This window comes from Bordetella sp. 2513F2, from assembly GCF_054642735.1.
Window position 1 is genome coordinate 1 of sequence record NZ_CM137755.1, and the last position, 15,413, is coordinate 15,413.

Here is a 15,413-nt window from a genome sequence, read left to right on the forward strand (position 1 = left end):
ATGAAAGAATTCTGGCAGACCTGCGTCAGTCGTCTTGAGCAGGAACTCCCCCCTCAACAGATCAGTGCCTGGATACGGCCGCTGGTGCCGCTCGCCTACGACGAGGCGCAGGCGGTGTTGCGCGTCGCCGCGCCCAACCGCTTCAAGCTGGACTGGGTGCGCAAGAACTTCTCGCACCAGATCGAGGCCCTGGCCACCGAGTGGTTCCAGCGGCCGGTGCAGGTGATGTTCGAGCTTCCCGGAACCGCGGCCGCCCCGCGCATGCCGCAGGCGCCGCGCGCTGCTGCGCCGGCGGCGGCGCCCGTTGCCGCCGCTGTCCCGTCCGCCCCGGCTCCTGCGCCGGCAGCCGCGCCTGTGGCGGCGCCCCCTGCGCCGGCTGCCGCTGCGCCGGGCGCTGGCGCGGCCGTGGATGCGGCGAACATCGTATACGAGCGTTCCCGGCTCAACACCGATCTCACCTTCGACAACTTCGTCACCGGCAAGGCCAACCAGCTGGCCCGCGCGGCGGCACTGCAGGTGGCCGAGAATCCCGGCATCTCGTACAACCCGCTGTTCCTGTACGGCGGCGTGGGCCTGGGCAAGACCCACCTGATCCACGCCATCGGCAACGCCATGGTGGCGGCCGGCACGGGCGTGCGCGTGCGCTACGTGCATGCCGACCAGTACGTTTCCGATGTGGTGAAAGCCTACCAGCGCAAGGCGTTCGACGACTTCAAGCGCTACTACCACTCGCTCGACCTGCTGCTGATCGACGACATCCAGTTCTTCTCCGGCAAGAACCGTACCCAGGAAGAGTTCTTCTACGCGTTCGAGGCCATGGTGGCCCAGCGCAAGCAGATCATCATCACCAGCGACACCTATCCCAAGGAGCTCTCCGGCATCGACAGCCGCCTGATCTCGCGCTTCGATTCGGGCCTCACGGTGGCCATCGAGCCGCCCGAGCTGGAGATGCGCGTGGCCATCCTGCTGCGCAAGGCCGAATCCGAAGGCGTGCCCATGCCCGAGGAAGTGGCCTTCTTCATCGCCAAGCACCTGCGCAGCAACGTGCGCGAACTCGAAGGTGCGCTGCGCAAGGTGCTGGCCTACGCCCGCTTCCACGGCCGCGACGTGCTCACCGTGGATGTCTGCAAGGACGCCCTGAAGGATCTCCTGTCGGTGTCCAACGGCCAGATCACGGTCGAGAACATCCAGAAGACGGTCGCCGATTTCTACAAGATCAAGGTGGCCGACATGTACTCGAAACGGCGACCGGCCAATATTGCGCTGCCGCGCCAGGTGGCCATGTACCTGGCCAAGGAGTTGACCCAGAAAAGCCTGCCGGAGATCGGCGACCTGTTCGGCGGACGCGACCACACCACCGTGTTGCATGCCGTACGCAAGATTTCCGATGCCCGCGCCAAGCAAGCGGAACTCAACCATACCCTGCACGTGTTGGAACAAACTCTAAAAGGATGAACATGCAACTCGTACAAACCACACGCGATGCATTGCTGAAACCGCTGTCGACCGTGGCGGGCATCGTCGAAAGACGCCATACCCTGCCCATCCTGGCGAACATCCTTATGCGCAAAGAGGGCAACAAGGTCTCGTTCATTGCCACCGACCTCGAAGTCCAGATCACCACGCATGCCGATTTCGGCGTCGGCGCCGACGTCGAGTCCACCACCGTGGCGGCCCGCAAGCTGCTCGACATCCTCAAGGCGCTGCCCGACACCGGCGACGTCAAGCTGGCGCTGGCCAGCAACAAGCTGTCGGTGCAGTCCGGCAAGAGCCGTTTCGCGCTGCAGACGCTGGCGGCCAGCGAGTTCCCCACCGTGGCCCAGCCCGAACAATGGGACGTCTCGCTCACCATGCCCCAGCGCATGCTGCGCCATCTCTTCAACATGGTGCACTTCGCCATGGCCCAGCAGGACATCCGCTACTACCTGAACGGCATGCTGCTGGTCTTCGAACCGGGCCGGGTGCGCGCCGTGGCCACCGACGGCCACCGCCTGGCGCATTGCGCCACCGAGGCCGACGGCATTCCGCAGCGCCACGAAGTCATCGTGCCGCGCAAGACCGTGCTCGAGATGCAGCGCCTGCTCGAGGACTCCGACGAGCCGGTCTCGCTGGATGTGGCGCCGGGCCAGATCCGTTTCCGCTTCGGCGACGTCGAGCTGGTCTCCAAGCTGGTCGAGGGCAAGTTCCCCGACTTCTCGCGCGTGATCCCCACGAACTACACGCGTCATTTCAACGTGAGCCGCGAGGCCCTGCAGGGCAGCCTGCAGCGCGCGGCCATTCTCACCACCGACAAGTTCAAGGGCGTGCGCCTGCAGTTGGCGCAGAACCAGATGAAGATCTCGTCCTCGAACGCGGAGCAGGAAGAAGCCCAGGAAGAGATCGACATCGACTACGGGCACGAACCGCTCGACGTGGGCTTCAACGTGAGCTACCTGCTCGACGTGCTGGGCAACGTCAAGACCGAGAACGTGCAGTGGTCCGTGATGCCGGACGCCAACGCCTCGGCGCTCATCACCCTGCCCGACGACGACCAGTTCAAGTACGTCGTCATGCCCATGCGCATCTGATTCCGGTGCGCACACCGCCGCGGGCATCCGGCCCGCCGCGGCCCGGCCGAGAGGCCGCATTTTGAAGGCTTGAAGAATTCGATATGTCTGACCAACAGAACACCTCTGCCCAGAACGGCGACTACGGCGCCGACTCGATCAAGATGCTCAAGGGGCTGGAAGCCGTGCGCAAGCGCCCCGGGATGTACATCGGCGATACGTCCGACGGCACGGGCCTGCACCACATGGTGTTCGAAGTGGTCGACAACGCCATCGACGAGGCGCTGGCCGGTTACTGCGACGACATCGTCGTCACCATCCACACCGACAACTCGATCTCGGTCACCGACAACGGCCGCGGCATTCCCACCGACGTGCACAAGGACGACGAGTTCGGGCGCAGCGCCGCCGAGATCGTCATGACGGAGCTGCATGCCGGCGGCAAGTTCGACCAGAACTCGTACAAGGTGTCCGGCGGCCTGCACGGCGTGGGCGTGTCGTGCGTGAACGCCCTGTCCGAGTGGCTGCGCCTGACCATCCGCCGCGACGGCAAGGTGCACCAGATGGAGTTCCGCCAGGGCGAGCGCGTGGCGCCCCTCACCGTCACCGGCACGACCGACAAGCGCGGCACCGAAGTGCGCTTCCTGGCCGATCCGGTCATCTTCAACAACATCGAATACCACTACGAGATCCTCTCCAAGCGCCTGCGCGAGCTCTCGTTCCTGAACAACGGCGTGAAGATCCGCCTGGTCGACCAGCGCCAGGGCAAGGAAGAGAATTTCGCATTCTCCGGCGGCGTGAAGGGCTTCGTGGAGTTCATCAACCGCAGCAAGACGGTGCTGCACCCCAACGTCTTCGCGGTCGCCACCGAATCCGCCGCCGGCGGGGTGCCGGTGGGCGTCGAGGTGGCGATGCAGTGGAACGACACGTACTCCGAGAGCGTGCTGTGCTTCACCAACAACATCCCGCAGCGTGACGGCGGCACCCATCTCACGGGCCTGCGCGCCGCCATGACGCGGGTGCTGAACAAGTACATCGGCGACAACGAACTGGCCAAGAAGGCCAAGGTCGAGACCACCGGCGACGACATGCGCGAAGGGCTGGCCTGCGTGCTGTCGGTGAAGGTGCCGGAGCCCAAGTTCAGCAGCCAGACCAAGGACAAGCTGGTTTCCAGCGAGGTGCGCCCGGCCGTCGAGGACGCCGTGGCCCGCGCGCTGGAAACCTGGCTGCTCGAGCATCCCAACGACGCCAAGGCCCTGTGCGGCAAGATCGTCGAGGCAGCGCGCGCGCGCGAGGCGGCGCGCAAGGCGCGCGAAATGACGCGCCGCAAGAGCGTGCTGGAGGGCGCAGGCCTGCCCGGCAAGCTGGCCGACTGCCAGGAAAAGGATCCGGCGCTGTGTGAGCTGTACATCGTGGAGGGCGACTCGGCCGGCGGCTCGGCCAAGCAGGGCCGCGACCGCAAGTTCCAGGCCATCCTGCCGCTGCGCGGCAAGGTGCTCAACGTGGAAAAGGCGCGCTTCGACCGCCTCATCGCCAGCGAGCAGATCGCCACCCTGATCACCGCCCTGGGCACGGGCATCGGCCCGGACTTCAACGTCGACAAGCTGCGCTATCACCGCCTCATCATCATGACCGACGCCGACGTCGACGGCGCGCACATCCGCACCCTGCTGCTCACCCTGCTGTATCGCCAGATGCCGGAGCTGGTGGCGCGCGGCCACGTCTACATCGCCCAGCCGCCGCTGTACAAAGTGAAGGTGGGCCGCGAAGAGCGCTACCTGAAGGACGACATCGAGGAAGCCCAGTTCATGCTGCAGCTGGCGCTGAAGGATGCCGAGCTGATACCCAGCGAGGGCGCTGCCCCCATCAAGGGCGAGACGCTGGCCGAGCTGGCCCGCCAGTACGTGCTGGCCGACACGGTGATCTCGCGCCTGGCGCGCGTGTTCGACGTCACGGCGCTGTCGGTGCTGGCCGAAGGCGTGGAAGTCAATCTCGATGACGAGGCCTCGGCACGCGCCTCGGCCGAACGCCTCACGCAGGCCCTGGCCGGCGCCGAGCCCGGCAGCGCCGTCCAGGTCGTCGCGGAGTTCGACGAGGCGGCCGAGAAATACCGCCTGCTCGTCAAGCGCCTGCACCATGGCAACGTGCGCGTCAGCGTGATCGACGCCGACTTCGTGCGCGGCGCCGACTATGCCGTGCTGGCCAAGTCGGCCAAGACCTTCCTGGGCCTGATCGGCCCGGGCGCCATCGTGGCGCGCGGCGAGGGCGACAAGCGCAAGGAGCAGGCCGTGTCCGACTTCCGCGAGGTCATGCAGTGGCTGCGCAGCGAGGCCGAGCGCGGCATCAGCAAGCAGCGCTACAAGGGCCTGGGCGAGATGAACCCCGACCAGCTCTGGGAAACCACCATGGATCCCAAGGTGCGTCGCCTGCTGCGCGTGCAGATCGAGGATGCCATCGCCGCCGACGAGGTCTTCACCACCCTGATGGGCGACGACGTCGAGCCGCGCCGCGCCTTCATCGAGACCCACGCGCTGTCGGCCGGCAATATCGACGCCTGAGCGACGCTGCATGCGGCAACGGCCGACCCACCGGGTCGGCCGTTTTTGTCTGGGCGGGCCTACTGGCTATTGCACCGCGATCCCCGCCTGCCGTGCCAGGGTGTTCCAGGCCGGCACCTCGGTGCGCACGATGCGCTCGAGCTCCTCCGATGAACTGCCCACGGCAACGGCGCCCTGGGCCAGGAAAGCGGCCTGCACGGCTGGATCCCGCGCGGCGGCGGCGATGGCCGACTGCACGCGGGCCACGACGGCCGGCGGCGTTCCCGCGGGCGCGAATACCGCGTACCAGGAATCCACGTTGAAGTCCGGCACGGTCTCGCCCACGGCGGGCACGTCGGGCAGCACCGGCGTGCGCTGGCGGGTGGACACGGCCAGGGCCTTGAGCCGGCCCTGCCTGATGTGGCTGGTCACCGATGGCAGCGAGACCCACAGCAGCGGGATCTGGCCGCTCAGCACGTCGACGGTGGCCGGCCCGCCACCCCGGTACGGCACGTGCATCAGGGGCAGGCTGGTGCGCAGCCTGAGCAGTTCGCCGGCGATGTGGCTGGGCGAGCCCGTACCCGCGGAACCGTAGGGCACCTGGCCCTGGCTGCGGGCGTATGCGATCAGGCCCGGCAACGTGTCTGCAGGGAAGGCCGGATTGGCCACCAGCACCTGGGGGGCGGAGGCCACTAGCGACACGGGAGAGAAGTCGCGCAGCGTGTCGAACGGCAGGTCGCGATAGATGGCCGGATTGATGGTGTGCGACGACAGCGTGATGAGCAGGGTGTAGCCATCGGGGCTGGCCTCGGCGACGTGGCGGGTGGCGATCGTGCCGCCTGCGCCGCCGCGGTTCTCGATGACCAGGGGCTGGCCCAGGGAGCGCGACAGCGGCTCCTGCAGGATGCGCGCAGCCACGTCCACGCTGCCTCCGGGCGGATAGGACACGACCAGGGTGATGGGCCGGCTCGGGTAGTCGCCGGCGGCATGGCTTGCCGCCGCGATCCACGGCAGCGCAATGGCCGCGGCGATGCGCGCCAGCCGGGCCAGGCGGGAACGAAGGGAAGGCAGCATGCCGATGGGCTCCGGTATGGAAACGGCGGCGAGCCGCCAACCCGTCGATTCTGCGCAGCAATGTTCCTCCGGCTAAGTATTTGATGGTCATGTCCATATGCCGCGGGCGGGTGTCCTCGCGCTATGTTGGCCAGGACGCCGGCACGGCGCAGGAGTCCTTGCTGGGCACGCCGGCCTCGCATGGCTGCGTGCGCATGGGCAGCGCCGACCTGATCGAGCTGTTCGGCCAGGTCGGCGTCGGCACGCGCGTACACATCGCCGAATGACGTCGGCGAGCCGCCTCAGCGCTGCTGGCTGCGGCGCCAGGCTTCGTAGCGGGCCTTGTTCTCGTCGTTGGGCGGGTAGAGCCCGGGCAGGGGCTGGCCCTGCTCGACCTGTTCCATGATCCAGGCCTCCTGGCGTTCCTGCTCGACGGCGGCCTCGACGACCTCGGCGAGCAGGGCGTCGGGGATGAGCACGGCACCGTCGGCATCGGCCACGACCACGTCGTTGGGGTAGACGGCCACGCCGCCGCAGCCCACGGGCTCCTGCCAGCCGACGAAGGTGAGACCGGCCACGGAGGGCGGCGCGGCGGCGCCGCGGCACCAGACGGGCAGGCCGGTGCGCAGCACGCCTTCGAGGTCGCGCACGACGCCGTCGGTGATCAATCCGGCGACCTGGCGCCTGGCCATGCGGGCGCAGAGTATGTCGCCGAAGATGCCGGCGTCGGTGACGCCCATGGCGTCGACGACGACCAGGCAGCCCGGCGGCATGGCCTCGATGGCGGCGCGCGTGGAGATGGGCGAACTCCAGGAGGCGGGCGTGGCGAGGTCTTCGCGGGCGGGCACGAAGCGCAGGGTGAAGGCGCGTCCGACCAGGCGGGGCTGGTCGGGCCTCAAGGGGGCGGCGCCGCGCATCCAGACGTTGCGCAGGCCCTTCTTGAGCAGCACGGTGGTCAGCGTGGCGGTGGTGACGCCGGACAGGGCCTGCACGACGGCCGGGTCCAGTGGAACGGGGGCTATACCCATGATGGCTCCAGTAGCGGGGGCGGCAGCGCCGCCCGGAGCCTCATAGCATACGGCCGCGGACCGGCGCGGGAAACGCCGCCGGCTACTTCGCCGCCAGGCCCAGCCGCTCGATCAGGGCGCGGTCTTTCTCGAAGGTCTGGCTGGCCCAGGCGCGGAAATCGTCGCCGTTCATGTAGGCCGCCTCCTGGTTCAGCTGCTGCATGACGGCCAGGCTTTCGGGATCGAACAGCGCTTTCCTGAAGGCGTCGTGCAGGATGCGCACGACCTTGGGGTCCATGCCTTTGGGTCCGGCCAGGCCATAGGGCGAGGTGGACACCACGCCATAGCCCAGTTCCTTGGCGGTGGGAACGTCGGGCCAGCGCTTGGTGCGCGCCTCGCCGAAGGTCACGAGCAGCCGCATCTTGCCGCTGTCGACGAACTGGTCCCAGCCCGCCGCGTCGCTCTGGGCCATGATGTGGCCGCCCAGCAGCGCCTGCTGCATGTCGGCGTTGCCCTTGAACGGCACGTGGTTGAGCCTGACCCCGGCGTTGATGGCCAGCTCTTCCATGAGCAGGTGCGGCGAGGAGCCCACGCCGGTGGAGCCGTAGTCGACTGAACCGGGCTTGTCGCGCGCGGCCTGGATGTACTGGTCGAAGGTCTGGAAAGGCGAGTCGGACCGCACCGTGAGGCCGAAGGTATAGCCGGACAGGCCCATGATGAAGCTGAAGTCGTCGATGGGGTGCCAGGGCGTGCGCTGCATGTGCGGCACGCGCAGCAGCCCCAGCGGGAACTGGCTGATGGTGTAGCCGTCGGGCTTGGCCGACATGGCCATGTTGCTGGGGCCGAGCGTGCCGCCGGCGCCGGGCCGGTTCTCGACGACCACCGGCTGGCCCAGGTGCTGGCCGGCAATCTTGGCCAGCACGCGGAAATGGCGGTCGGTGGAGCCCCCGGCCGGAAACGGCACGATGAGCGTGATGGGCTTGCTGGGGAAAGCGTCCTGCGCCTGTGCGGCGGGGGCCAGGCCGGCGAAGGCCGCGACAGCCAGCAACAGCCCGGCGCAGCGGGATCGGAAGCGGATCATGGGGTTGTCTCCTGGGCGCCGCTCGCGTGGAACGGCGTCTTGTGTGATTATTCGAGGATTCTTTACCAGTAAGCCATGCTTGACAATTTCAGCTTCCATTGACAGGCTGTCTACAAATTTTTGACAAAGGCTGGGCTGCATGGACCTGAAGTCCCTCACGCTGCTGGTGGAGATCCTGGACGCCGGCAACCTCAGCGCCGCGGCGCGGCGGCTCAAGATGACGCGCGCCAACGTCAGCTATCACCTCAGCCAGCTCGAGCGCGCGGTCGGCATGCAGCTGGTGCGCCGCACCACCCGGCGGGTCGAGCCCACGGAACTGGGGCTGCGGCTGTATCGCCACGGGCGCAACATCCAGGAAGAGCTCGCCGCGGCGCAGGAGTCGGTGCAGACGCTAGGCAATACGCCGCAGGGGCGGGTGCGGCTGAGCGTGCCCAGCGGCTACGGCCACTTCGTCATGGCGCCATGGCTGCTGGCGTTCAAGCGCGCCTACCCGCGCATCGTGCTCGATGTGATGTTCAACAACAGCGTGGACGATCTGTTGCGCGACGAAGTCGACATCGCCGTGCGCATCATGTCCACGCCCCCGCCCACGCTGGTGGCGCGCGAGCTGGGCGCCATGCGCTACGTGGCCTGCGTGTCGCGCGAGTACGCGGCCACGCATCCCCTGCCGCAGCATCCCGACGACCTGGCCCGGGTGCCGCTGATATGCGCCACCGTGATCGGCAGGCCGTCCCGCGTCTCGGCCTACCAGGGCGATACGCGCCACCTGGTCACGCTGGAGCCCACCCTGATCTCGCGCGACTATCCCTTCCTGCGGCAGGCAGTGCTGGACGGCATGGGCGTGGGGCTGGTGCCCGACTATGTCGTGCAGCGCGACATTGCCGGCGGCGACGTGGTCACGGTGCTCGACGACTGGCGCCTCAGCATCTACGGCCGCGGCATGTACATGCTGTACATGCCCAACCAGAATCATCCGCGCGCGATCGCCATGCTCATCGAGTACATCCTCGCCTGCGCACGCGGCCAGGCGGGGCCCCAGCCGGCGCACGCGCCCTGGCCAACGCCGGCAGAGGGCGATATCGTGGCGGGCATGCAAGGGGAATGAACATGGAATCCATGTCGATTTGCTGCATGACGGCCCGCGAGATGCGCGCCGAGATCGCTGCCGGCCACCTCAGCGCGCGCGAGGTGGTGCAGGCGCACCTGGATTGCATCGCGCAGCGCAATCCCGTCGTCAACGCCATCGTCACGCTGGACGCCGAGCAGGCGCTGCGCCAGGCTGCCGAGGCCGATACGCTGCAGGCGTCGGGCGCTCCGCTGGGCCTGCTGCACGGGCTGCCCGTGGCGCACAAAGACACTTTCCTGACGGCCGGGATGCGCACCACCTATGGCTCGCCGGTGTTCCGCGATTTCGTGCCGGAGCGCGACAGCCTGGCCGTGGCGCGCCAGCGCGCCGCAGGCGCCATCCGGCTGGGCAAGACCAACATGCCGGAGTTCGGCGCGGGCTCGCAGACCTTCAATCCGGTGTTTGGCCCCACCCGCAATCCCTACGACCCGGCCATGACCGCCGGCGGCAGCAGCGGCGGGGCGGCCGCCGCGCTGGCCGCGCGCATGCTGCCGCTGGCCGACGGCACCGACATGGGCGGGTCGCTGCGCAATCCGGCCAGTTTCTGCAACGTGGTGGGGTTGCGCCCCTCGCCGGGACGCGTGCCGCAATGGCCCAGCGCCACCCCGTTCAGCCCCCTGGGCGTGGCCGGGCCGATGGCGCGCACCGTGGCCGATGCCGCCCTGCTGCTGGCCGCGCTCGCCGGCCCGGATCCGCGCGACCCGCTCAGCATCGACCAGGATCCGCACCTGTTCCTCGCCCCGCTGGAACGGGACTTCGCCGGCACCCGCGTGGCGTTTGCGTGGACCTGGGGCGGCCTGCCCGTGGAGCCCGCCGTGGTGCGCGCGCTGCAGGCGCAGCTGCCGGTATTCGAGCGCCTGGGCTGCCGGGTGGAAGAGGCCTGCCCCGATTTCGCCGGCGCCGACGCGGCTTTCCACGCGCTGCGTGCGCAGCAGTTCGCCATCTCCCAGGGCGAGACGGTGCGCCGCCATCGCGACCTGGTCAAGGCCACGGTGATCTGGAACACCGAACTGGGCCTGACCCAGTCCGCCGAGTCGGTCGTCCGCGCCGAGCGCGAGCGGGCCGCATTGTTCGGGCGCATGCATGCCTTCATGGCACGCCATGAATTCCTGATCGGGCCGGTGAGCCAGGTGCCGCCGTTCCCGGTCGACCAGGAGTACGTGCGCGAGATCGACGGTACGTCCATGCAGAACTACATCGACTGGATGCGCTCCGGCTATTACATTTCCCTTACCGGCCATCCCGCGATCTCGGTGCCCTGCGGCTTCACCGACGAAGGGCTGCCGGTCGGGCTGCAGATCGTCGGCCGCTACCGGGACGAGCGCGGCGTCCTGGAACTGGCCCATGCCTTCGAGCAGGCCACGCAGTTCTGGCGCCGCATGCCGCCGCTGTAGCCCCGTCCGGGCGGGCTATCCCGCGTAGACACGAAACTTCAGGCCTGATATTTTTAGATCTAAACAATTTGATCTGCGAGGGGTCTGCGATGTCCATGCAGGAAGCGGCTGCGCCGGAATGCCCGGGCAGCCGTTGGTACCGGGGCCTGATGGCTGCCTGCGGCGCTGCGTCCGCCGTGCTGTTCGGGGCCATGGCGCTGCTCGTTTGCGCCGACGTGCTCATGCGCAATACGGGGTTGGGCACGCTGCCCTGGGCCGTGGAAGGCACCGAATACATGCTCATGGTGGCCACTTTCCTGGGCGCCCCGTGGCTGCTGCACCAGAACGGCCACATCGGCATCGACATGCTGGTCAAGTCCCTGCCCGCGGCCGCCGCGCGGTGGCTGGACGCCGTCACCGATTTCCTGGGCCTGGCGATCTGCGCCGTGCTGGCCTGGCAGGCCGTGCGCGTGGCCCAGGATGCCGCCGAACAGGGCGGCCTGGTCTTCAAGGTGCTGGTGTTTCCCGAATGGTGGCTGAACCTGCCCATGCTGGCGGCATGCGTGCTGCTGGCCGTCGAATTTGCGCGGCGGCTGCGGCACAGTCTTGGTGCCGGAGCAGCCTGACATGCCCTGGGAATCGGCTCTCTTCCTCATGCTGGGGCTCATGGCCCTGCTCATGGTGTCCGGCCTGCCCGTGGCCTTCGCCTTCCTTGGCGTCAACCTGGTGGGCGCGTGGGTATTCCTCGGCGGCGAAGCCGGGCTGGGCCAGCTGGTGCGCAACTCGGTCAGCGCCGTGGGCAGCTTCTCGCTCACGCCGATTCCGCTCTTCGTGCTCATGGGCGAGGTGCTGTTCCAGTCGGGCCTGGCATTTCGCGCCATCGAGGCGATCGAGCGGCTGATCGCCCGGGTGCCGGGCCGGCTGGCCGTGGTATCGGTGCTGGGCGGCACGGCCTTCGCCACGCTGTCGGGTTCCACCATCGCCAACACCGCCATGATGGGCGGCACCCTGCTGCCCGAGATGCTGCGCCGCGGCTATGCGCCTTCGCTTTCCATGGGGCCCATCATGGCCGTGGGCGGCATTGCCATGCTGATTCCGCCGTCGGCCCTGGCGGTGATGCTGGGCTCGCTGGGCAACATCTCCATCGCGCAGCTGCTCATCGGCGGCATTGTGCCGGGGCTGCTGATGGCCGCGGGCTTCCTGGGCTACGTGGTGCTGCGCAGCCGGTTCGATCCAGTCGCGGCGCCTGCCGGCGACGATGCCGCAGGGCAGCTGCGCGGCTGGGCGCGCTGGAAGCCCTTCTTGCGCGACGTGGTGCCGCTGTTCGCGATTTTCGCCGCCGTGGTCGGCAGCATGCTGGCGGGCTGGGCCTCGCCCACCGAATCGGCGGCCATCGGCGCGCTGGCCTCGGTGATCGCCACGCTGTGCTATCGCACGCTCTCCTGGCGCGTGCTGTGCCGCTCGCTCACGGAAACCGCCCGCGTGTCGGTGGTGATCCTGTTCGTGCTGGTCGCGTCCACCACCTTCTCGCAGCTGCTCAGCTTTTCGGGGGCGACCTCGGGGCTGTTGTCGCTGATCGGCGGCATGTCGCTGTCGCCGCTCATGCTGGTGCTGGGCATGCTGCTCATCCTGCTGGCGCTGGGCTGCGTCGTCGACCAGGTCAGCATGATGATGATCACCCTGCCTTTCTTCATGCCGCTGGCCCATGCCGCGGGCATCGATCCGGTGTGGCTGGGCGTCATGATGCTGATCGCCATCGAGATGGGCCTGCTCACGCCGCCGTTCGGCCTGCTGCTCATGGTGATGCAGGGCGTCTGCCCGCCGCACATCCGGCTGCAGCAGATCTACGCCTCGGCGGCGCCCTACCTGCTGATCGAACTGGCGGTGCTGGGCGCCATCGTGGCCATTCCCACGCTGGCCGTCGGCCTGCCCCGATTGATGAACTGACCGGCGCACGATCCGGCGCTTCCGGCAACGACTCCGAGGAACATCCATGAACATCAAGCGACACGCCGCACACCTGGCAATGGGCCTGGCCGCGGCCCTGGCAGCCAGCGGTGCCCAGGCTGCCGAGATCACCCTGCGGGCGGTCACCGCTTTCGGCCAGGACACCTTCTTCAACCAGCGCTTCAAGGCCTTCGTGGAGAAGGTCAACGCCGAGGGCAAGGGCCTGATGAAGATCCAGGTGGTGGGCGGCCCGGAATCCATGCCGCCCATGGAGGTAGGCAATGCCGTGCGGGCCGGCGTGGTGGACCTGGCCAACAGCACCGGCGTGTTCCATGCCAACCTGGTGCCCGAGGCGCTGGCCATGACGCTGGCGCAGCGGCCCATGTCCGAGCTGCGCGCCAACCGCGGCTATGCGCTGCTGGACCAGATCCATCGCCAGAAGGCCAACATGGTGTGGCTGGCCCGCATGTCCGACGGCCTCGAATACCACATCTACACCACCAAGCCTGTGGACGGCGGCAATTTCTCCGGCATGAAGCTGCGCAGCGTGCCCGTGTACCGCTCGTTCTTCCAGGCGCTGGGCGCCGCGCCGCTGCAGGTGCCGCCCGGCGAGGTCTATACCGCGCTCGAGCGCGGCGTGGTCGACGGCTACGGCTGGCCTTCGCTGGGCGTGTTCGACCTGGGCTGGCAGGACAAGACGCGCTATCGCGTCGAGCCGGGTTTCTACAATGTGGAGGTCGGCCTCTTCATGAACCAGAACACCTGGAAGAAGCTGGACGACGCGCAGCGCGCCTTCCTGGAAAAACAGGTGGCGTGGGTCGAGGCCCAGAACGCCGGCGATGCCGCTCTGGCCCAGGCCGAGAAGAAGCGCCAGGCCGAGGCCGGCATCCAGACCGTCACGCTTGCGCCGGAGCAGGCCGCGACCTTCCGGGCCCAGGCCTACGAGGCGGGCTGGAAAGGCATCGAGGCCGCCAGCCCGCAGAACGCGGCCAAGCTGAAGCCGCTGTTCTCGGCGCCTTGAATGGCAGGCCCGCCGGGCCGCCCCCGGGTGGCAGGCGCTACAGCTGCTGGAAGCTGCCGTAGCGTTTGTCGGTGTATTCCACCTGCATGCTGATGTCGCGCACGACGGCCGCGGGCGGCCCCTGGCGCAGCCATTCCAGCATGCGGTCCACCTGGTCGGGGGTGCCCTGGACCAGCGCCTTGACCGTCCCGTCTTCCATGTTCTGCACCCAGCCCGTCACGCCCAGCAGGTGGGCGCGGCGCACCGCGGCATGGCGGTATCCCACGCCCTGCACCTTGCCCTCTATGGTGACGAGCAGGGTTTCGACGTGGCCATTGGGGTCTTGCGTCATGCGTAGTGTCCTCGATCCATGCAAACCTGGGCGCCCGCGGCCGGTGCGCCCACGGGCCATACCTTAACGCGTATCGCGGGCGCGCCCAACACGTACGCTGCAAAGCAGCATGGCCCGGCCCAGGCGGCTGCCGGGCTCGCGCGTATACTGGCGTCGCCCCGCCGCCGGCCCGGCGGCCAGGATCCTATCAATCACGCTGCCATGACATCGAATCTCGCCACGATCACCTGCATCGAAGACCTGCGCGTGCTGGCCAAGAAGCGCGTGCCCCGCATGTTCTACGACTACGCCGATTCCGGCGCCTGGACCGAAGGCACCTACCGCGCCAACGAGGCCGATTTCCACAAGATCAAGCTGCGCCAGCGCGTGGCCGTGGACATGGAGGGACGCTCCCTGCGCACCACGCTGGCAGGCGAGGACGCGACGATGCCGGTGGCGCTGGCGCCCACGGGGCTCACCGGCATGCAGCATGCCGACGGCGAGATCCTGGCGGCCAGGGCGGCTGCCGACTTCGGCGTGCCCTTCACCCTGTCCACGATGAGCATCTGCTCCATCGAAGACGTGGCGCAGGCCACGGGCAAGCCGTTCTGGTTCCAGCTGTACGTGATGCGCGACCGCGAGTTCGTCGCGAACCTGATCGACCGCGCCAAGGCCGCGGGCTGCTCGGCGCTGGTCCTCACGCTGGACCTGCAGATCCTCGGCCAGCGCCACAAGGACATCCGCAACGGGCTGTCGGCGCCCCCCAAGCCCACCCTGCGCAATCTCATCAACCTCGCCACCAAGCCCCGCTGGTGCCTGGGCATGCTGGGCACCAAGCGCCGCACGTTCGGCAATATCGTGGGCCACGCCAAGGGCGTCACGGACCTCTCCTCGCTGTCCTCCTGGACGGCGGAGCAGTTCGATCCGCGGCTGAGCTGGGCCGACGTCGAATGGATCAAGCAGCGCTGGGGCGGCAAGCTGATCCTCAAAGGCATCCTGGATCCGGAAGATGCCCGGCTGGCGGCCGACAGCGGCGCCGATGCGCTGATCGTGAGCAACCACGGCGGCCGGCAGCTCGACGGCGCGCAATCCGCCATCAGCGTGCTGCCCTCGGTGGTGCAGGCCGTGGACAAGCGCATCGAGGTCTGGATGGACGGCGGGGTCCGTTCGGGGCAGGACGTGCTCAAGGCGGTGGCCCTGGGCGCGCGCGGCGCCATGATAGGCCGCGCCTTCCTGTACGGCCTGGGGGCCTATGGCCAGGCGGGCGTGCGCCGCGTGCTGGAAATCCTCTACCGCGAGATGGACGTGACCATGGCCCTGTGCGGCCACAAGAACATCCACAACGTCGACCGCAGCATCCTGGTGCCGGGCACGTATCCGGAGTAGCCGTCGTTTCGGGGTGAAGGGGGGCC

At 68.3% G+C, this 15,413-nt stretch carries 14 protein-coding genes; 10 read left to right on the plus strand and 4 right to left on the minus strand.

Annotated elements, in window-relative coordinates; genetic code table 11:
* From dnaA to gyrB, 3 genes are all read left to right on the plus strand, one after another.
* Complete coding sequence (gene dnaA, locus ACYBYQ_RS00005) at positions 1-1,455, plus strand: chromosomal replication initiator protein DnaA (protein ID WP_459616322.1); 1,455 nt, start codon at positions 1-3, stop codon at positions 1,453-1,455.
* A gap of 2 nt (positions 1,456-1,457) precedes the next feature.
* Positions 1,458-2,567, plus strand: coding sequence for a DNA polymerase III subunit beta (gene dnaN / locus ACYBYQ_RS00010; protein ID WP_459616323.1), 1,110 nt, complete (start codon positions 1,458-1,460; stop codon positions 2,565-2,567).
* Positions 2,568-2,650: 83 nt separating this feature from the next.
* On the plus strand, positions 2,651-5,104 hold the full coding sequence (gene gyrB / locus ACYBYQ_RS00015) for a DNA topoisomerase (ATP-hydrolyzing) subunit B (protein ID WP_459616324.1): 2,454 nt from the start codon (positions 2,651-2,653) through the stop codon (positions 5,102-5,104).
* Between the two features lie 66 nt (positions 5,105-5,170).
* On the opposite strand, the gene ACYBYQ_RS00020 is transcribed toward gyrB, so the two are convergent.
* On the minus strand, positions 5,171-6,157 hold the full coding sequence (locus tag ACYBYQ_RS00020) for a Bug family tripartite tricarboxylate transporter substrate binding protein (protein ID WP_459616325.1): 987 nt from the start codon (positions 6,155-6,157) through the stop codon (positions 5,171-5,173).
* 89 nt (positions 6,158-6,246) lie between these two features.
* Here ACYBYQ_RS00020 and ACYBYQ_RS00025 point away from each other — a divergent pair, with 89 nt between their 5' ends.
* Positions 6,247-6,423, plus strand: coding sequence for a L,D-transpeptidase (locus ACYBYQ_RS00025; RefSeq protein ID WP_459616326.1), 177 nt, complete (start codon positions 6,247-6,249; stop codon positions 6,421-6,423).
* A 15-nt stretch (positions 6,424-6,438) separates the two neighbouring features.
* Here the strand turns inward: ACYBYQ_RS00025 and ACYBYQ_RS00030 are convergent, their stop codons facing one another.
* Both ACYBYQ_RS00030 and ACYBYQ_RS00035 read right to left on the minus strand, forming a co-directional pair.
* Positions 6,439-7,164 carry a ribonuclease activity regulator RraA gene (locus ACYBYQ_RS00030; RefSeq protein ID WP_459616327.1) on the minus strand — a complete coding sequence of 242 codons (726 nt, stop codon included), beginning with the start codon at positions 7,162-7,164 and terminating at the stop codon, positions 6,439-6,441.
* 82 nt (positions 7,165-7,246) lie between these two features.
* Positions 7,247-8,224 (minus strand): tripartite tricarboxylate transporter substrate binding protein, encoded by a 978-nt coding sequence (locus ACYBYQ_RS00035; RefSeq protein ID WP_459616328.1) that lies wholly within the window; start codon positions 8,222-8,224, stop codon positions 7,247-7,249.
* A 139-nt stretch (positions 8,225-8,363) separates the two neighbouring features.
* Here ACYBYQ_RS00035 and ACYBYQ_RS00040 point away from each other — a divergent pair, with 139 nt between their 5' ends.
* The 5 genes from ACYBYQ_RS00040 to dctP all read left to right on the plus strand — a co-directional run bounded on the left by ACYBYQ_RS00040 (position 8,364) and on the right by dctP (position 13,691).
* Entirely contained in the window at positions 8,364-9,329 is a 966-nt protein-coding gene (locus ACYBYQ_RS00040) for a LysR family transcriptional regulator (protein WP_459616329.1), read from the plus strand.
* Positions 9,330-9,355: 26 nt separating this feature from the next.
* Positions 9,356-10,744: an amidase gene (locus ACYBYQ_RS00045; RefSeq protein ID WP_459616330.1), complete on the plus strand. Its 1,389-nt coding sequence runs from the start codon at positions 9,356-9,358 to the stop codon at positions 10,742-10,744.
* Positions 10,745-10,833: 89 nt separating this feature from the next.
* On the plus strand, positions 10,834-11,349 hold the full coding sequence (locus ACYBYQ_RS00050; protein WP_459616331.1) for a TRAP transporter small permease: 516 nt from the start codon (positions 10,834-10,836) through the stop codon (positions 11,347-11,349).
* Between the two features lies 1 nt (position 11,350).
* A complete protein-coding gene (locus ACYBYQ_RS00055; RefSeq protein WP_459616332.1) occupies positions 11,351-12,670 on the plus strand; it encodes a TRAP transporter large permease in 1,320 nt (439 codons plus the stop codon).
* Between the two features lie 46 nt (positions 12,671-12,716).
* Complete coding sequence (dctP, locus tag ACYBYQ_RS00060) at positions 12,717-13,691, plus strand: TRAP transporter substrate-binding protein DctP (protein WP_459616333.1); 975 nt, start codon at positions 12,717-12,719, stop codon at positions 13,689-13,691.
* Between the two features lie 37 nt (positions 13,692-13,728).
* Here dctP and ACYBYQ_RS00065 read toward each other — a convergent pair whose 3' ends face one another.
* Entirely contained in the window at positions 13,729-14,022 is a 294-nt protein-coding gene (locus ACYBYQ_RS00065; RefSeq protein ID WP_459616334.1) for an acylphosphatase, read from the minus strand.
* Between the two features lie 201 nt (positions 14,023-14,223).
* Here ACYBYQ_RS00065 and ACYBYQ_RS00070 point away from each other — a divergent pair, with 201 nt between their 5' ends.
* A complete protein-coding gene (locus ACYBYQ_RS00070) occupies positions 14,224-15,387 on the plus strand; it encodes an alpha-hydroxy acid oxidase (protein WP_459616335.1) in 1,164 nt (387 codons plus the stop codon).
* The last annotated feature ends 26 nt before the right edge of the window (positions 15,388-15,413 follow it).